17 protein-coding genes are annotated in these 17,235 nt (G+C 75.2%); 12 read left to right on the top strand and 5 right to left on the bottom strand.

What is annotated here, in order from left to right:
- Positions 1-155 precede the first annotated feature (155 nt).
- Positions 156-812 carry a DUF4232 domain-containing protein gene (locus tag IF89_RS0107575; RefSeq protein ID WP_030763046.1) on the bottom strand — a complete coding sequence of 219 codons (657 nt, stop codon included), beginning with the start codon at positions 810-812 and terminating at the stop codon, positions 156-158.
- 212 nt (positions 813-1,024) lie between these two features.
- Here IF89_RS0107575 and IF89_RS0107580 point away from each other — a divergent pair, with 212 nt between their 5' ends.
- From IF89_RS0107580 to IF89_RS0107615, 8 genes are all read left to right on the top strand, one after another.
- Entirely contained in the window at positions 1,025-1,441 is a 417-nt protein-coding gene (locus IF89_RS0107580; RefSeq protein ID WP_030763048.1) for a VOC family protein, read from the top strand.
- Between the two features lie 157 nt (positions 1,442-1,598).
- Positions 1,599-2,057: a GNAT family N-acetyltransferase gene (locus IF89_RS0107585; RefSeq protein WP_030763050.1), complete on the top strand. Its 459-nt coding sequence runs from the start codon at positions 1,599-1,601 to the stop codon at positions 2,055-2,057.
- A gap of 168 nt (positions 2,058-2,225) precedes the next feature.
- A complete protein-coding gene (locus IF89_RS40665; RefSeq protein WP_051806869.1) occupies positions 2,226-2,657 on the top strand; it encodes a hypothetical protein in 432 nt (143 codons plus the stop codon).
- Between the two features lie 217 nt (positions 2,658-2,874).
- Complete coding sequence (locus tag IF89_RS0107595; protein ID WP_030763056.1) at positions 2,875-3,291, top strand: VOC family protein; 417 nt, start codon at positions 2,875-2,877, stop codon at positions 3,289-3,291.
- Positions 3,292-3,387: 96 nt separating this feature from the next.
- Entirely contained in the window at positions 3,388-3,843 is a 456-nt protein-coding gene (locus tag IF89_RS0107600; protein ID WP_030763059.1) for an RpiB/LacA/LacB family sugar-phosphate isomerase, read from the top strand.
- Between the two features lie 276 nt (positions 3,844-4,119).
- Positions 4,120-4,755: a metal ABC transporter ATP-binding protein gene (locus tag IF89_RS0107605; RefSeq protein ID WP_030763062.1), complete on the top strand. Its 636-nt coding sequence runs from the start codon at positions 4,120-4,122 to the stop codon at positions 4,753-4,755.
- Entirely contained in the window at positions 4,752-5,621 is an 870-nt protein-coding gene (locus tag IF89_RS0107610; protein WP_030763065.1) for a metal ABC transporter permease, read from the top strand. Before IF89_RS0107605 ends, IF89_RS0107610 begins: the two co-directional genes overlap by 4 nt.
- Positions 5,579-6,385 (top strand): metal ABC transporter solute-binding protein, Zn/Mn family, encoded by an 807-nt coding sequence (locus tag IF89_RS0107615; RefSeq protein ID WP_030763067.1) that lies wholly within the window; start codon positions 5,579-5,581, stop codon positions 6,383-6,385. The genes IF89_RS0107610 and IF89_RS0107615 overlap by 43 nt, the downstream gene beginning before the upstream one ends.
- Before the next feature lie 56 nt (positions 6,386-6,441).
- Here IF89_RS0107615 and IF89_RS0107620 read toward each other — a convergent pair whose 3' ends face one another.
- Positions 6,442-8,235: an AMP-binding protein gene (locus IF89_RS0107620; protein ID WP_078628151.1), complete on the bottom strand. Its 1,794-nt coding sequence runs from the start codon at positions 8,233-8,235 to the stop codon at positions 6,442-6,444.
- Complete coding sequence (locus tag IF89_RS0107625; RefSeq protein WP_030763069.1) at positions 8,232-10,052, bottom strand: CoA transferase; 1,821 nt, start codon at positions 10,050-10,052, stop codon at positions 8,232-8,234. The genes IF89_RS0107620 and IF89_RS0107625 overlap by 4 nt, the downstream gene beginning before the upstream one ends.
- A 201-nt stretch (positions 10,053-10,253) precedes the next feature.
- On the opposite strand from IF89_RS0107625, the gene IF89_RS0107630 reads away from it, so the two are divergent.
- Both IF89_RS0107630 and IF89_RS0107635 read left to right on the top strand, forming a co-directional pair.
- Positions 10,254-11,474 carry an acyl-CoA dehydrogenase family protein gene (locus IF89_RS0107630; protein WP_051806870.1) on the top strand — a complete coding sequence of 407 codons (1,221 nt, stop codon included), beginning with the start codon at positions 10,254-10,256 and terminating at the stop codon, positions 11,472-11,474.
- Positions 11,475-11,519: 45 nt separating this feature from the next.
- Entirely contained in the window at positions 11,520-13,028 is a 1,509-nt protein-coding gene (locus tag IF89_RS0107635) for a DUF4246 domain-containing protein (RefSeq protein ID WP_078628152.1), read from the top strand.
- Positions 13,029-13,103: 75 nt separating this feature from the next.
- Here IF89_RS0107635 and IF89_RS0107640 read toward each other — a convergent pair whose 3' ends face one another.
- Together IF89_RS0107640 and IF89_RS0107645 are read right to left on the bottom strand one after the other, a co-directional pair.
- Positions 13,104-14,264 (bottom strand): hypothetical protein, encoded by a 1,161-nt coding sequence (locus IF89_RS0107640; protein ID WP_043193293.1) that lies wholly within the window; start codon positions 14,262-14,264, stop codon positions 13,104-13,106.
- The gene (locus IF89_RS0107645) at positions 14,261-15,469 is read right to left on the bottom strand and encodes an MFS transporter (RefSeq protein ID WP_051806871.1); all 1,209 of its coding nucleotides are present in this window, start codon (positions 15,467-15,469) and stop codon (positions 14,261-14,263) included. The genes IF89_RS0107640 and IF89_RS0107645 overlap by 4 nt, the downstream gene beginning before the upstream one ends.
- A gap of 194 nt (positions 15,470-15,663) precedes the next feature.
- Between IF89_RS0107645 and IF89_RS0107650 the strand changes: the two genes are divergently transcribed.
- Both IF89_RS0107650 and IF89_RS0107655 read left to right on the top strand, forming a co-directional pair.
- Complete coding sequence (locus IF89_RS0107650; RefSeq protein WP_234327691.1) at positions 15,664-16,353, top strand: hypothetical protein; 690 nt, start codon at positions 15,664-15,666, stop codon at positions 16,351-16,353.
- 182 nt (positions 16,354-16,535) lie between these two features.
- On the top strand, positions 16,536-17,231 hold the full coding sequence (locus IF89_RS0107655; protein WP_078628154.1) for a sigma-70 family RNA polymerase sigma factor: 696 nt from the start codon (positions 16,536-16,538) through the stop codon (positions 17,229-17,231).
- Positions 17,232-17,235 lie beyond the last annotated feature (4 nt).

Here is a 17,235-nt window from a genome sequence, read left to right on the forward strand (position 1 = left end):
ACACGCGGGCGCGGAGGAGCCGATCGCCCGATGTGGGGATTCCGAGGGCCGTACGTTGACGCCGTCGGCCGGGACGGCGACGGCCACGGCGCCGACGGCGGGCGGCCCGGTCGCCGACGCAGTGACCCAGGGGGCTGTCGCAGACGCAGTGCTCCCTAGAGGCTGAGGGCGTCCTCCGCGTTGTCGACCCAGGGGGTCACGGAGTTCGTGGTGGCGGAGACGTACAGACCCGGGGTGGCCGCCTTCAGCGGCTTCTGCGCCAGGTCGGACTCGGTGTTCAGGGTCATGGCGATCGAGTCGACGGTCTTGCCGGTCCCGTCGGCGGCGCCACCCATGAGACCGGCATAGGCCCACTCCCCCGGGTCGAGCCTGATCGCGTCTTCGACGGCGGGGGCCTTGCCCCGCTCGGTGGCCTGCCCGTCCAGCGCACCGAAGGTCACGACGGGGTGCCCGAGCGCCCTGCACGCCTTCGTCCCCTTGTTGGTGATCTTCAACAGGTAGCTGCCGGTCGTGGGCTCCGCCAGGCTCGCGGTGAACGTCACGTCGTAGGTGCTGCACGGGAAGACGTCGACGTCGGGGTCGGCCGACGCACCCGCGCCGGGGGACCCTGCGGACGGCGTCGGCGTGGCCGGCTTCCCCGTCGGCACGGGTGTGGTCGCCGTCGGCGTCGGCGTCGAGGCGGCCGACGGCGCGGTGGAGCCGGACGGCGTGCCGCCCCCGGCGGCCGCGTCGTCCCCGGTGGGCCCGCAGGCGGTGAGGGCCAGGGCGGACAGGGCGGCGAGGGCGACGGCGGTCCTGCGTACGGTGCTCATGGTGTTCCCCCAGGTGAGGCGCGACACGCGCGGGCGGGGCCGGGCCGGTACCGGCGGGCCTGGCACCAGCGTCCCGCCGGAGCTTCACAGGTTGGTGACGGGGCGTTGCCGACTCCACCACGGTTGCCGGCGCGCCGCTCCGGTCACACCTAACCTGAGGGCACCTCATATCACCCGGAACAGTTCTGAAACGCTACGAAAGGGGACGTTCGATGCCCTCACGGCTCAACCCGTACATCAGCTTCGACGGCGACGCCCGGCAGGCCCTGGAGTTCTACAAGGAGGTCTTCGGCGGCACGCTGCGGATGAACACCTACGGCGACTTCGGCGGGGCGGATGCCGGCGACGCCGCCGACAAGATCATGCACGGCATGCTGGAGACCGCCGGCGGCTTCACGCTCATGGCCGCCGACAACCCCCCGGGGACGCAGCACAGCCCCGGCAACAACATCGCGGTGAGCGTCAGCGGGGAGGACGAGGCCGAGCTGCGCGGCTACTGGGACCGACTCGGCGACGGCGGCACGGTCTCGGTGCCGCTGGAGAAGCAGATGTGGGGCGACGTCTTCGGCATGTGCACCGACCGCTTCGGCATCAGCTGGCTCGTGAACATCAGCACGCCGCAGGGCTGACCCGACCGCCCGCGAACAGGCCCGGCGCGCAGCCGCCACCGTCCACGGTGGCGCTGCGGCCGTACCCGTTTCGACACCGCGGCACCTGCCTCCCGCGCCGGACTCCAGCATGATCGGTTCTTCACACCCTCGACCTCGACCGCAGGAGTCCAGCCCCATGTCCGACATCACCGTGCGCGCCGTACGGCCCGGCGACTTCGCGCAGTGGCGCGCCCTGTACCGCGGCTATGCCGACTTCTACGCGGTGGAGCAGACCGAGGAGGCGGCGGCGACGGTGTGGTCATGGGTGACGGACCCGGCCCACGAAGTCGCCGCCCTGGTGGCGGAGGACGGGGCGGGCCGGCTCCTCGGCCTGGCCCACTACCGCCCCTTCGCCCGACCCCTCTCCGCGACGGTCGGCTGCTTCCTCGACGACCTGTTCGTGGCCCCCGAACACCGCGGCTCCGGCGCCGCCGACCTGCTGCTCGGGGCCCTGCGCGACCTCGCGGCCGAACGGGGCTGGAGCGTCGTCCGCTGGATCACCGCGGACGACAACCACCGGGCGCGGGCCAAGTACGACCAGGTCGCCACGCGCACGATGTGGGTCACCTACGACATGCCCCCGGCCCGCCCCTGACCGCTGCCCGTCCGCGGGGAGCCGTACCGCGGCCGCGGCCCCGCACGGCCCGTACCCGGCGGGCGGCCGCCCCCCGACCGCCCCGCCGGCGCCGCGGGCACCCGGGCCAGGGTCACAGGTCCGTCACATGGCGTGCGGGGCCGGGCGGGAGGCGACCACCATGGCCTGATGCGTACACATCATCCCGCCCTGCTGCTGTCCACTGCCGCGCTCCTCGCCGTCACCGGCTGCACCGGCGAGCCCGAGGCCGACGGAGGGCCCACGCCCGTCGCCACCACCCCGACGGCCGCACCCGCCCCCACCGCTACCGGGCCCGCTGAAGCGGCCGGCGTCCCGCCCGAGCCCACCGGTGACAAGCGCGCCATCTACCTCGCCACGCTGCGCGGCATCGACCCCGAGCTCCTCGACGGCGGGGAGGACCAGGCCGTCGGCCGCGGCCGTGACCAGTGCGCCGCCATGAAGGACGAGAGGGACCCGACCAAGCGCGTCGCCCAGGTCGAGCAGCGCTTCACCGGCCCCGGGCACCCCGACGGCTTCGGCCCGACCAAGAGCGCGCTCATCCTCGCCACGGTCCAGGCCAACATCTGCCCCACCTACTGACGGGCCGTGGGGGGAAGCGACGAGGCAGCGGGGGAAGCGGCGGGGCCGCACGGGTCGCCTCCTGGCCGCATGGCCTCCCGGGTCTGCCGCAGCGCGCGTCGGGGGCCCGTTGTCGGTGCCGTGTTCTAGCCTCGGCCGCGAAGCACCGCGCACGCGCCCGCACCCGCTCCCCCACCCCGCTTCCCCGCCCCGCCCCGTCACCCGGAGGACAGGCTCGATGGCCTCGGCACCGCAGAAGATCACCACGTTCCTGATGTTCGAGGGCAGGGCGGAGGAGGCGATGACCTTCTACACCTCCCTCTTCGACGACTCCGAGGTCGTCGACATCACCCGCTACGGCGCCGACGGCCCCGGCGAGGAGGGCACGGTGCTCCGCGCCACCTTCTCCCTCGCCGGACAGCACTTCATGTGCATCGACAGTTACGTCAAGCACGAGTTCGGCTTCACTCCGGCGGTGTCGCTGTTCGTGGAGTGCGCGTCCGCGGCCGAGCTCGACCGGCTGTACGCGGCCCTCTCCGACCAGGGCCAGGAACTGATGCCCCTGGGCTCCTACGGCTTCAGCGCCCGGTTCGGCTGGGTCAACGACCGCTTCGGGGTGTCCTGGCAGCTGAACCTCCAGGAGCTGCCGGCCTGACCCGCCGCGACCCGACCCCAGGCGGGCGTGGAAGCACTCGAAGCGCCCCGTCGGCAACCCCACGCCGCAGGGCCTGCGGCTGGTTAGTCTCGTGACATGCGGATCTCTGTTTCCTCGGACATGGACGAACCCGTGGCTCGCGCACTCCTCGGGCTGCTGCGCGACCGCGGACACGACGTGCTGACGCACGGGGCGCTCAGCCCCGGCGATGATCCGCAGTGGGCAGCCTGCTCGGAGGCGGCGGCCCGCGAGGTCGCCGCCGGGAACGCCGACCAGGCGGTCGTGTGCTGCTGGACCGGTACGGGCGCCTCGATCGCGGCGAACAAGGTTCCCGGCGTACGCGCCGCCCTGTGCACGGACGCCTACACGGCGGACGGTGCCCGCCGCTGGAACGACGCCAACGTGCTCGCACTCAGCCTGCGCCTGACTTCGGAACCGCTGCTCAAGGAGATCCTCGACGCCTGGTTCGCCGCCGAACCGAGCGCGGACACCGAGGACCGCCAGAACGTGGCGCGCGTCAACCGCCTCGACCACACGAGAGCCACACCCTGACGCCGGGGCCGTACAGCCGGGACGTCTATTGCGCGGCAGGCTGCGACGGATCGGCTCCGAGTCGTCCTGCGGCCGGCCGGGGGGACCGGGGCGTGCGGCCGGTGGGGGAGGTCGCCGAGGGGCAGGTGTCGGGCTCGGCGGCGGTGTCGCCGTCCGTGCGCCGTCGTGGTCCGCGGCGGGGCGGCGGGAACCCCGGGCGTCGTGCGTCCGACTACTGGCACGTGGGAGGTGGAACGCCGCCGTCCCGCGCAGTGGTCGACGATCGAGGGGCGTGTGATGGGCGGGTTGGACGTGCGCATGCGAGGAGTCGTCTGCCGGCACGGGCGGGTGGAGGCCGTCGCCGACGTGGACCTTGAGGTCGCCGCCGGTGAACGCGTGGCCCTGACCGGCACCAACGGCTCAGGGAAGTCCACCCTCCTGCGCGCCGTCCTCGGCCTGCACCGCCAGACGGCCGGTTCGATCCGGGTCGGCGGCCGTGAGGGACGCACCCCCGCCGAGTGGGCGTGGCGGCGCCGCGCCTGCGCCTGGATCCCGCAGAAGCCGGCGGCCGGGCGGTTCCCGCTGCTCGGCAGCGAGCTCCTCGCCGGCAGCCACGCCCCGGCGGAGGCGGCCGGGGCCGCGGACCGGCTCGGGGTGGGCGGACTGACCGGGAGGCCCCTGCACACCCTCTCTGGCGGCCAGTTGCAGCGCATGTACCTGGCCCGGGCGATCGGATGCGTGGCGGCGGGCGCCGAACTGCTGCTGGCGGACGAGCCGACGGCCGCCCTGGACTTCGACGGGCAGGCGGAGGCCGCGGACGTGCTGACCGCGCTGCCCGTGACCCTGATCGTGGTGACCCACGACCGGGCCCTGGCCGACCGGTGCGACCGGGTGCTGGAGATGGCGGCGGGCCGGTTGCGGGAGGTGCGGTGACGGTCCTGGCCACCGCGGACCTCGGTGAACTGCTCCAGCTGCTGCCCGTACAACGGGCGGGAGCGGCGCTGCTGCTGGCCGCCGTCGGGCTGCCGGTCGTCGGCGTCGTCATCGTAGGGCTCGACATCATGCCGGTCCGGTTCGCGATGATGCACGTCGCGTTGCTGGGCATCGCCGTGGGCCTGCTCACCGGTCTGGACCCGATGCTGTGCGCGCTGGTGGCGTGCGCGCTGGCCGGGGCGGGCGTGGCCCCGCTCGCCCGTACCCCGGACGGCCTCTCGGGCGCGATGGGGCTGCTGATGAGCCTGGCCATCGCGGCGGCGCTGCTGCTGCTGGCCGTGTCGGGGGTCAACGCCTCCGGCGCCTTCGCCCTGCTGTGGGGGTCGATCCTGTCCGTCGGCCCGCCCGACCTCGTCGTCCTCGGCGTCCTCGCCGTCGCCGTACCCGGCCTGTTCCGGTGGCGGCGGCGCGAGATCGGCCTGCTGCTGTACGACCGCGAGCTGGCCCTGTGCTCCGGCGTCCCGGTGCGGGCGCTGACGGCGGCGCTGCTGGTGCTGGTCGCCGTCGCGGTCGCAGGGGCCATCAAACTCACCGGCGCGCTGCTCGTCGACGCGCTGACCCTGCTGCCGGCGCTCGCCGCGCGGCGGCTCGGCGACTCCCTGAAGTCGATCACCCTGTGGGCGATCGGCATCGGCGTCGCCGTGAACCTGACGGGGTTCCTCCTGGCCCTCTGGCTGGACTGGCCGCCCGGCCCGGTCCTCGTCCTGACCGCGGGGGCAGTGGTCCTCGCGGTGCATTTCCTACCCGAACGGAGAACCGGCTCATGGCGCGCACCCGCGTCCGCATCCCTGCCGTCCTCGCACTGAGCGCGGCCCTCTTCCTGACCGCCGGCTGCGGGAGCGACGCCTCCCCGACGGCCGGCGAGGGACCGGAGCTGCCGCGCACGGGCAAGCCGTCGGTGGTCGTCACCACCACCTGGGAAGGCGCCTTCGCCAAGGCCGCGGGTGCGGAGGACATCACGGTCATCGTGCCGCAGTCCGTGCACCACGCCCCCGACTACGACCCCAAGCCCTCCGACCTGGCGGCGGTCGCCCGGGCCGACTTCGTGCTGTACGCGCCGTTCGAGCCGTACGCCGCGAAGATCAAGGAGGCGGCCGGGTCCGGGGCCGAGCTCGTCGAGGTGGAACTGGACAACGACCCCGACAAGGTGTCCGCCGAAGTCGGCCGGCTGGCCGGGCTGTTCGGCACCGCGGACGCCGCCGCGCAGTGGAAGACCGGATTCGACGCCGAGTACGCGAAGCTGCACGAGGATCTCCGGGCCGGCTGGCCCGGCGGCCGCAGCCCGTCCGCCGTGACCCAGGTGTTCACCGCGTGGTCGGCGAAGCTCGCGGGTGCCACCACGTTGGGTACGTACGGCCCGGAGGCGGTGACCCCGGCGCAGCTCGCCGAACTCGCCGCGAAGAAGCCGTCGCTGGTCCTGGACAACGCGCACATGTCGACGGGCACGGTGCTGCCGGACTCCGGCGCCAAGCAGGTCAGGATCGTCAACTACCCGGGGGACGACCTGGACCTGCTGCCGGTCTACCGCAATGCCGCGGCGGAACTGAAGAGGGCCATGGGTTCCTCCTGAGGCTGGACCCGGCGCGATTCCGGCCGTGCTCCTGACCTGGCCGGAATCCCGCCGGGTCACGACCGCGCCGAAGCCGCCCCGTCCAGGTCCGCCCGCCTGCCGGTGTGTCCGGGCGGCGCAGTCCCTGCGGCGTTCATGCCGCCCGGTCCGGTCAACAGGTGTCCGGAGCGTGTCCCAGGGGTCTTCTGGACGAGGGCGCCGGTCTCGGTCAGGCGTTTGCGCAGGGCCGCGCGGTCGGGTTTGCCGGCCGCGGTCAGGGGCAGTTCCGGGACGACGAGGAGGCGCTCGGGGTGCTTGCGCCGCTCCACACCGCGCCCCGTCAGGTGTTCGCCGAGGGAGGCAAGGGTGGGGGCGTGCGTCCCGCGGGCCACGACGCAGGCCGCGAGCCGCTCCCCCATCAGCGGATCCGGGACGCCGACGCAGGCCACGTCCCGGACCTGGGGGTGCGCGGTCAGTTCGCGCTCGACCTCGGCCGGGCTGATGTTGGCCCCGCCACGGATGACGATGTCCTTGAGGCGGCCGACCACGTGCAGCACGCCGTCGCCGTCGAGGTAGCCGAGGTCACCGGTGCGGACCCAGCCGTCGGGCGTGCGGTAGCGGGCGTCCAGCTCGGGGGCGCCGACGTAGCACAGCGGGGTCATCGGGCCCCGCGAGACGATCTCACCCACGGCTCCGTCGGGGAGGGGCTCGTGCGTGTCGGGGTCGGCGATGCGGATCTCGGCGACCCGCGGGTCGGGGTGGCCGGCGACGACGCCGGAGCCGTCGGTGGGCGGCACCGTACGGTCCAGCCCCGTATGGCAGTTGACCCCGTCGGCGGAGCCGTAGAGGTTGACGACGGGGCAGCCGAAGGCCTGCGCCGCCGCGGCGGCCGTGGTCTCGTCGAGCGGCGCCCCGCCGAGCACCAGGGCGGTGGGCGCGGGCAGTTCCCCGCCCGTACCGGTCGCGTCGAGGCGTTCCAGCATCATGCGGACCATCGTGGGCACGCCGAGGACGTGCGTGGGCCGGTGTTCGCGCACGGCGGCCAGCGCGGCGTCCGCGGTGAAGTGGTCGAGCAGCACCAGGGTGCCGCCGTGCCGGGCCAGGGTGACGGCGGTGCCGTTGGAGCCGAAGGCGGAGGCCAGCGGGACGAGGAAGAGACAGCGCGGCGGGTTCCCGTCGGGGATGAGGGAGGCCAGGAAGTTGCCGCGGCCGCCGGCCAGCGCGTTGTGCGAGTAGGCGATCATCTTGGGCTCGGCCTCGGAGCCGGAGGAGACGAGGATCCGTGCGGCGCTGTCGGGGTCCGGGCGGGCGGGGACGAAGCCGGCGGGGTCGCGGCGCAGCAGCTCCGCCAGAGCAACGGCTCCGTGGGGGAGGGCGCCCGGCCGCCCGGCGGCGATGACGTGGCGCAGGTGCGGTAACCCGGCGGCGAGCGTGCTCAGGTCGTCCGCGTGCCGCACGCCGCGGTGTTCGGTCGCCGCGATGACGGCGACGGCTTCGGCGCGACGCAGCAGGCATACGGCCTCCGGGGCCTCCCGTCCCACGGGGAAGGGCAGCGCGACCGCGCCGAGCGCGGCCAGCGCCAGGTCGGCGATGACCGCGCCCCGGACGTCGGGCAGTTGGACGCCGACCACGTCGCCGGGGCCGATCCCGAGGCCCCGCAGGCCGGTGGCGAGGGATCGGACCTTGCGGTCGAGGGCGGTGTAGCAGAGCGGGCCCTTGGCGTCGATGACGGCGGTGCGGTGCAGGTCGGCGATCTGGCGTGCCCGGAAGAGGCTGTAGAGGTCGAGGTCGGGGCAGGTGCCGTCGACCACCCAGCCGCGGCGGAGCTCGGCGGGCAGCAGGTCACGCAGTACGAGCCTGTCGGCGGTCATACGAAGCTCCAGGGGTCGGGGACTGCGGGGGCGCCGTGCGCGTCGCGGACGATGGAGCCGGCGAACCGCGGATCGTGGTGCAGGTCGGACAGGTCGGTGGTGACGGCGGCCGCGGTCAGGCCCCGTTCACGCAGCCGGTCCAGGGCCCGCTGCGTGGGCAGGCCGCCGAGGTCGTGGCCGGCCGCGGCGCGCGCATCGGCGTCGGCGGGTGCGATCCATCCGTCGGCCGTGGCCAGGGGGTGCCGGAATCCGGCCGGCCGGCGGGGGCTCCGCCCGCGGGCCGCCCGGCGCAGGGCGGGACCGGTGAGGGTGTCGGCCGCGCCGAGCAGCGAGGAGTCGACGCGGACGCCGCGGCCCGTGCGTGCCCGCAGGAGCAGGCCGGCGAGGACGGCCTCGGCGCCCAGCAGTCCGCCGAGGACGTCGAGGAGGGTCATCAGGGAGGGCGCGGGGGTCTCGCCGTCGGGACGCGCGGCCTCGCCGACACCCGTACGGGCCTGGACCATGAAGTCCGTGCCCATGGGAGCGTCGTCGATCCGGCCGGCCCAGCCGCTGGTGTACGCGTGGACGAGCGCGGGGTTGACCTGTGCGAGGTCGTCGGCGTCGAGGCCGAGGGCGGCGGCCTTGCCGGGCGCCCAGTTGTGCAGGAAGACGTCGGCGTGCGCGGCCAGGTCGCGCAGCCGGCCGCGGTCCGCCGCGGACTTGATGTCGATCTCGACGGCCCGCTTGCCGCGGTTGAGCGCGAGCCAGCGGGCGGAGGTCCCGGAGCAGGTGGGGGGCATGCCGCGCAGCGGGTCACCGCCCGGCGGTTCGATGCGGATCACGTCGGCGCCGAGCAGCCCCAGCAGGTGCGCGGCGAGCGGCGCCTGGATACGGCGGCCCGCCTCCAGCACGGTCAGGCCGTCGAGCGGACGGGCGGGGAGCAGGCGGCCGTCGGGCGGCCCGCCGGCCGCCTGCTGCGGCGCACGGTCCGGCCCGGTGCGCACCGTCCGCCCGCCCGGCAGGGGGGTCAGGGACCACGGGGCCGCGCCGTCGTGCTCCGCGGCCCGGTCCGCCAGGGAGCGCAGCGCGCACACCTCGGCGCCGGAGGTGGCCGCGGCCCGCCGGATCCGGTCCCAGGCGTGGGACCGCGCCGTGGTGTGGAGGGCGGCGGGCAGGGGGGCGCAGGCGGTGGCGTAGCGGAACTGGAAGGGCCGCCAGCCGGCCCGGAGGGCGTCGGCAGGCGCCTCCAGCGCCTTCCAGAAGGCGGCCCAGGCCCCCGGGTCGAGCGTCTCCAGTTCGAAGACGACGCCGTCGGCGGAGGTGAACGGCGGTCCGCCGGGGGCGATGTCGGCGGCCTCGCCCTCGTCGGCACCGGCGGCCGCGAGGTACTGGGACACGGCGAGCAGTCCGGCACGGTCCGCGCCGGTGGTGACGTGGGCCGCGGCGGCGCCGCGGGCCTGGCCCACCAGGTTCGCCAGCAGGCCCTGTACCGCGAGGACGCCGGTGGCCGTTGCCGCGTAGTCGACGGCCAGTCCGCGCGGGGAGCCGTCGCGCCGCCCGTGCACGGCCATGATGCCCGTGGCGGCCTGCACGGTGGCCTCGTCGGCGAGGCCGCTCGCGGGGTCCGCCCAGGTGGCGGTCGCGTGCACGGCTTCGAAGCCGCCGCCGCCCAGCGTGGTGCCGGCGGTGGGTACGTCGACGTGTACCGGGCGGTCGGTGCGCGCGCCGAGCAGCCGCAGGTGGTCGGTGACGACGCTCGTGATCTGCGGCGGTCCCGAGGCGTCGAAGCGCAGCGCGTCGAGCGGCCGGACCCTCTGCGTGGTTGCTGGTGACGCCATGCCTCTCCTCTCCTGGCGCGGCGGGGCCGCGGCCCGGGTGGTGCGGGATCCGGGAACCGCGGGGCCTGCGCACCCGACCAGTTCCACGAACAGACAGTCGGTCGGCCGTTCGTACGAGTTCCCGCGCAACGGCGGGCGTTCCCGAAACCTTCCGGCAGACCGCGCAGGCCCCGGAATTTCCCGGGCGGGAGGAGGCGCACAGTGGAAGATCGCCGTACGGAGGGTGGCGGAGCCGCACGACCGGAAGCGGGCGCGGTCGCACTCGGGGATCGGGTCGCCCGGTTCGTCCGCGACCGGGTGTTCCCGCGGGAGTCCGTGCTGGACGGCGGCGGCCCGGCGGCCGCCGAGGCCCTGGCCGCACTGCGCACCGAGGCGCGGGCCGAGGGGCTCTGGGCCCTGCCGCTCCCCGCCGAGCTGGGCGGGGGCGGGCTGTCCTTCGCGGCCTACGCCGCACTCGCCGAGGCCGAGGGGGCCAGCGACCACGGCCCCGCCGCGCTGGGCTCCGCCCCGCTGCTCGACGTGACGATGCTGGCGCGGTACGGCCTGCCCGCCGTCCGGGAGGCGTACCTGCAGCGGCTGGTCGCCGGGGAGCTGCGCAGCTGCTACGCCATGACCGAGCCGGGGGTGCCCGGCACCGACCCGCGGCGTACCGCCACCCGCGCCGAGCGGCTCGCGGACGGCAGCTGGCGGGTCACCGGCCGCAAGTGGTTCACCTCGGGCGCGGCGGACGCCGACCTGGTGACCGTCCTGGCGCGGACGTCCGGCGCGGAAGGGGACCGCGGGGGGCTGTCGCTGCTGCTCGTACCCACCCGCTCGGCCGGCTTCCGCGTGGTGCGCGCCCTGCCCGTGCTGGGGGCGGCCGGCCAGTACGAGACGGCCCTCGACGGGGTACGGGTCCCCGCCGACCACCTCGTCGGCGGGGAGGGTGACGCCCTCGCCGTCGCGGGCGAGCGGCTCGCGCTCGGCCGTACGCTGCGCTGTCTGCGCTGGCTCGGCCAGGCACAGCGCGCCTTCGACCTGATGTGCGAACGGGCCGCGACGCACAGCGGATCACGCGGGCCGCTCGCCGACCAGCAGCTGGTGCAGGGGCACGTCTTCGACGCCCTGCTGGCGCTGCGCACCACCCGCCCCCTCGTCCGCGAAGCGGTGGCGCTCATCGACGCCGGGCGCGACGCGCGGACGGAGGTGGGCCTCGCCAAGGTCGCGACGGCACGCATGCTGCAACAGGTCGCGGACTGCGCGATCCAGGTCCACGGAGCCGCGGGTCTCGGCCCGGACACCCCGCTCCCGGCGCTCTTCCGCACCGGACGCGCCGCCCGCATCCTCGACGGCCCCGACGAACTCCACATCACCTCGGTGGCCCGCCGCGTCCTGCGCGGATACGGGGTCGGCGCATCCGCGACGGCGGTGTCAGTGCGCTGAAGTAGGCTTCCCGCCACCGCACACCGACTCGAAGGACCCAGAGAATTGACCGGCCTGTCTGCCTTCCCGCTGCCTTTCACCGCGTCCCGTTCCCTAGCGTTCGCGACACCCCGGACCCTGCGGGAACGGGAGATGATGCGGTGCAGCGCGCTCATCCGGTCGAAGGCGGGGTGGTTCGACAAGATGAACGACGCGGAGATCGCCGCCCGGTGGACGCAGGAGGCGCTCGCCCAGGGCATGACCGAGGCCCAGGTCCGCTACGTGCTGGACGAACTGCGGTACTACGCCGCGCTGCGGGACGCGCGCACCGGCATCGAGGTGTCCGCCGTCGACGGCGTGTGGCAGTCCGACTCGCTGGTCGACGACGGGCTCAGGACCCGGCTGCGCGAGGCGGTCCGGGTGCTGGAGGAGGTCCCGGACGCGGACAAGGACTGGCATCCCGGGTCCGACGGCCAGGTCCTGGACCTGGTGCACCCCTCGCTGTTCTGCCTGGTGCGGGAGGCGAGCGGGGCTCCCGAGAGCGCCTGGGAGAACCCGACGGACCGCTGGTCGAAGTACGAGTTCTCGGAGCGGTTCCAATGGCTGCCCACGGACGTCGAGGTCGGTGACGACGGCGCCGTCGCCTTCCGTTCGTACGTCAACAACGTCCACCCCGAGACCCACGCCGCACTCGCCTCGGTCCTGCCGGAGCTGTTCGCACGGATGCTCCCGCTGTGGGAGAACGTGCTGACGGACCTGCGCCGTCCGCGGCCGCTGCGCATCGAGGCCGACCCCTACGGGTGGTACGACTCGGAGCCCGAGTACCCGCAAAGGTCCTCCTACAGTGACGACGGGGCGTACCAGGAGGCCCGCAGCGCCTGGACGGAGGCCCATGAGGCCTGGTGGGAGAACCGCAGCCCGATCGTCCCCGACGCCCCGGCCTTCACCGCGCCCGAGCCGCCCGGGGAGTCCGCCCGGGTCGACCTGCGCGGGCGCGGCCTCCAGGTGATCGTCAAGCTCGCCACGATCCATCTCACCCCGGAGAAGCCCGAGTACGCGGGCGGCTCCTGGCACGTCGAGGGGATGATGAACGAGCGGATCGTCTCGACGGGCCTCTACTACTGGGACAGCGAGAACATCACCGAGAGCCGGCTGGGCTTCCGGGCGGCGCTCGACGACCCGCACTACGAACAGAACGACGACGACGGCCTGCGCGAGGTGTACGGCCTGGAGGACGAGGACGCGCTCAACCAGGTGCTGGGGTCGGCCTCGACCCCGGCGGGCCGCTGCCTGGCGTTCCCGAACATCCTGCAGCACCGCGTGGAGCCCTTCCGTCTCGCGGACCCCACCCGCCCGGGGCACCGCAAGATCCTCGCGTTCTTCCTCGTCGACCCGTCGACGCGGATCGTCTCGACCTCCGACGTGCCGCCGCAGCAGCCCTGGGCCGAGACGTCGACCATGACGCTCGCACAGGCCCTGGAGTACCGGGAACAGCTGATGCAGGAGAGGAAGTTCTTCGTCGACGAGCACAACGAGCAGCTCTACGAGCGGGAGTTCTCCCTCTGCGAGCACTGACGGTCCAGGGCGTGTCCGCTGGATCGGGCCGGGGCGGGGAGCCCCGCGAGCCCGGCATGAGCCGAAAGACAGGCTCTAGACGCGGGTGAGGTCGGCCGCTCCGTGAAGGGCGGCCAGGCCCAGGGCCAGGAAGTAGTCGCCCCACACGAGTTCGTGGCGGAGCGCCGACGACCGGGTCGCGTCGTAGCAGCCGTCCAGCAGCATGCCGGACGGCCGGTCCTCTCCCCCGCCGGTGAGGTGGCGGCCGATGAGGTGGTCCAGGATCTCGGCGGCCCGCAGCGCGTACTGCCCGGCGCGGGGGCCGGGAATCCGGGCCAGTTTCAGCAGGGCGACCGCCGTGACGGCGGCGGCCGACGTGTCGAGGGGGCCGTCCGGACGGGCCGTGTCGGCCGGCGGTACGGACGGTCCGGTGAGCATGCCGCCGCGTCCGAGCAGGAGGGCGGCCGCCCCGTCGAGGCGGGCCCGGTCGTGCGCGGCGACGGCCGGCCTCAGCAGGGCGTCGGCGACCGCGAGGAGCAGCCAGGCACGCCCCCGGCTCCAACCGGGCGTCGGGTCCTCGCACGGCACCCACCCGCCGGTGGCCGCCTCGAAGCGCAGGGCCGGCCGGAACCATGCGTCCGCGCCGTCGCCCGCGCCGAAGGCCGTGTTGCGGGCCGGGTCTCGGGCCGCGCCGGCGGGCGGGTTCCCGTCCGCGCCGGCGGGCCGGCCGAGGCAGAGGTCGAGATGCCGGTGGAGGTGGGCGGCCGCCGCGGCCGCCCCGTCCGGTCCGGCCTCCGCGAGGAGGGGCACCGTACCGGGTACGCCGTCCACCCGGGCCAGCAGGCGGGGTCCGCCCAGCGCACCGCCCCAGGGCAGGATCCCGAGCCCCGGGTCGCAGTCCGCCAGGCAGGCCCGGGCCGCGCGGCCCCGAAGCGCGGCCGCTTCGGCGTCGTCGTCGGCCGCGGCGGTCCCGTACCAGAGGATGAGCCCGCGGGTGGCGGTGTCGGCCCCCGTCCACGGCGCGAGGCGGGCCGTGCACGCGGCGGCGGCCCGCCGGTCGGCCCCGGCCCCGGTGTACCGCGCCCGCAGGCCGAGCAGCCCGGCCCAGAAGCCTCCCGTCCACGAGCCCCGGCCGGTCGTGGTCCACCGCCCGTCGGCGGGGTCCGCGTACAGCGGGAAGCGCGGGCCCACCTCGGCGGCGGTCACCGCGACCCGATCCATGACGGCCTCCAGCGCCCGGCCGGTGGCCGTGCTCACGCCGTGCCTCCGCGCCGCCGGTCGCGTACCGCCCAGCAGAACGCGACGGCCGCGGCCACCGCGAACTCCGCGGCCACCAGCAGCCAGCCCGGTCCGTACCGTCCGCTCTGCGCGAGCAGCCCGAACAGCGGCGGGCCCACCGCGAATCCCGTGAAGAACCCGGCCGCGACCAGGGCGGAGTCCTGTCCGGCCCGCCCGGGCGCGGCCCGCTGGAGGACCAGCACCATGGAGACGGCGTTGCCGGACACGGCGAACACCCCGACGGCCACCGCGCCCACCCACACCAGCGGGCCCAGGAGGAGAGCGGCCGCCAGCAGGGCGGCCGCGCCCAGCGCACCGAGCGCCAGCCAGCCCGGAAGCCACTCGGCGCGCCCGGGCCGGGCCGCCTTGGACCAGCCGACCCGGCCGCCGATCCCGGCCACGCCCAGGACGGCGACCAGGGCGCCCGCCGTGGTCGCTCCCAGGCCGAGGCGCTGCGCGCCGAACAGGGACAGGTAGGTGTTGACGGAGGCGATGCCCGCGCCGAGGAACAGGGAGAAGGCGCCGAGCCAGGCCACCATGGCCCGCGGGACCAGGTCCGTACGGGGACCGGCAAGCGGCGGCGGGGGGTCGGCAGGCAGGGTGCGCAGCGCCCACAGCCCGGTGAGCAGGGCGGCCGCCGCACCGGTCCACACCGCGCCGCGCCAGCCGATCCCGCCCGCGAGCACCGCGAGCGGCGCACCTGCCGCGAAGGCCCCCAGCTGCACACCGGACTGCTTCCACCCGGTGACGGCGCCCCGCCGTGCGGGCGGGACGGCACGCAGCACGGCCTGGTTGGTGGCCGGGTTGGCCAGTGCCTGCGGTACGCCGCCCAGTGCGACGGCGCCGAGCAGCAGGCCGGCGCCGGGGGCGGCGCCGATCAGGGCGAGCGCGACCGCCGAGAGCAGCAGCAGCGCAGCGAGCGAGCGCCGGGGGCCGATCCGGTCCACGATCCGTCCGCCCACCGGCGACAGGACGGCGGCCGTACCGAAGCCGATCGTGGTGGTGAGCCCCAACAGGGCCGGTGAAACGGCCAGTTCGTCGACGAGCCGCGGACCGAGCGCCCCGAGCAGGAACAGTTGCAGCATGGAGAAGGCCATGGCGCAGGTGAGGAGTGCCGTCAGCCGTCCGTCCGCAGGGCCGTCCCGCTCCGCCGGCGATGCCGTCGCCGTTCCCTCCGACGCCACGAAGTCTCCCCTTCCCGGACGTTGCACACCTCGTCCGACCGGGTAGTCAGTCGGGTGGAGCGGCGGGGCGGTTCCCGTGCTCCGCTGTGCCCTGCACCACACACGGCATGCGGCGCGGCCCCTGCGGGGCGGTGCCGCGCAAACTTGTCCGGAAGTGCGCACCCTGGTGTTCGGGTCGGGAGGCCGGTGCGAGGATGAGCCCCGCCATGGAGCCGGACCGCTGCTTACGCGCCTTCCGGGCTGCGATGTTCGCAGCCCTCTGCGTGCTGCTCGCGGCGACCGGGCACCTGCTCATGTCGGGTACGCCCGTGCCCTGGTGGGCGCTGCCCGCCGGGTTCGTCGCGGCCGCCGCGGGGGCCTGGTCCCTCGCCGGCCGTGAGCGCGGCATCCTCCCCGTCACGGGAGCCGCCGTCGCCGTACAGGCGGTGCTGCACTCGGGGTTTTCCCTCGCCCAGTCCCTGGTCCGCCCGGCGGCGCAGGGCGCGCCCTCGTCGGCGGTCGGCCACGCGCACCATGCCGGCCACGCCATGGCGGACGCCGCGTCCGATCCGCACGTCCTGCGGGCGGCGGGCGTCGGGCAGGACGGGAGCATGGCCGTCCCGACGGTGCTCGTGTCACAGACCGGCATGCTCGCCGCGCACCTGCTGGCCGCCGTGCTGTGCGGTCTGTGGCTCGCCCACGGCGAACGCGCCCTCTTCCGCGCGGTGCGCGCCGTGGCAGCGCGCGTGCGGGTCCCGCTGTGCCTGCTGCTGCGTCCGGCCGCGCTCGCGCACCGGCCGCGTCCCCAGGTGGTCCCGCGGCGCGAGCCGCGCACACCGCGCAGGCTGTTCCTCGTCCACGCCATCACCTCAAGGGGGCCGCCGGCGGCGACCGCTGTCCTCTGACAGCCGGTCACCCGAGCCGCAGCCGCGTCCGCGCACCGCTCCCGCGCACACCGCACACCGCACACGACGCGTGGATGCGCCGCCTCGGGCCCTCGGCCGTGCCCTCGGGCAGGCCGTGCCCCCTCACCGGTCCCGCCGTGCGCGCGGCGCCGGACTCCCTTTGCACCGAAGGACCTTTGGCGATGACTCCTGCCCCGAACTCCTTGTCCTGTACCACCGGCACGCGTCCCGCGCGGCACACCGAGGACTCCGACGCGGCCGTGACCCGGCTGGCGCTCGCGGCCCGCGACGGCGACCGTGCGAAGACCGACCGCTTCGTGCGCGCCCTCCACCGCGACGTGTGGCGCTACGTCGCCTACCTGAGCGCCGACGCGCAGGCCGCCGACGACCTCACCCAGGACGTGTTCCTGCGCGCCCTCGGCGGTCTCCCCCGGTTCGAGGGGCGCTCCTCCGCGCGGACGTGGCTGCTGTCCATAGCCCGCCGTACCGTCGTGGACAGCCTCCGCCATGCCGCCGCCCGGCCGCGGTTGTCGGACCGCTGCGACTGGCAGACCGCCGCGGAGCAGGCCCAGCCGTACGGGGTGCCGGGCTTCGAGGACGGCATCGCCCTGGCGGAGCTGCTGGCGGCGATCCCGTCCGAGCGGCGGGAGGCCTTCGTCCTCACGCAGTTGCTGGGTCTGCCCTACGCGGAAGCCGCCGAGGCCATCGGCTGCCCGATCGGCACGGTCCGCTCCCGGGTGGCCCGGGCCCGTGCCTCGCTGGTCGCGCTGCTGACGGACACCCGCCCGCCCGCGCCGGAGCCGGACCTTCCGGCCGCGCGGGCCGAGCGGCGTGGGCGGCCGGCGCGCGAGGTGCTGTGCGCGGCCACGCCCGCCTGACGCG

The organism is Streptomyces sp. NRRL F-2664 (genome assembly GCF_000719345.1).
Classification (GTDB): domain Bacteria; phylum Actinomycetota; class Actinomycetes; order Streptomycetales; family Streptomycetaceae; genus Streptomyces.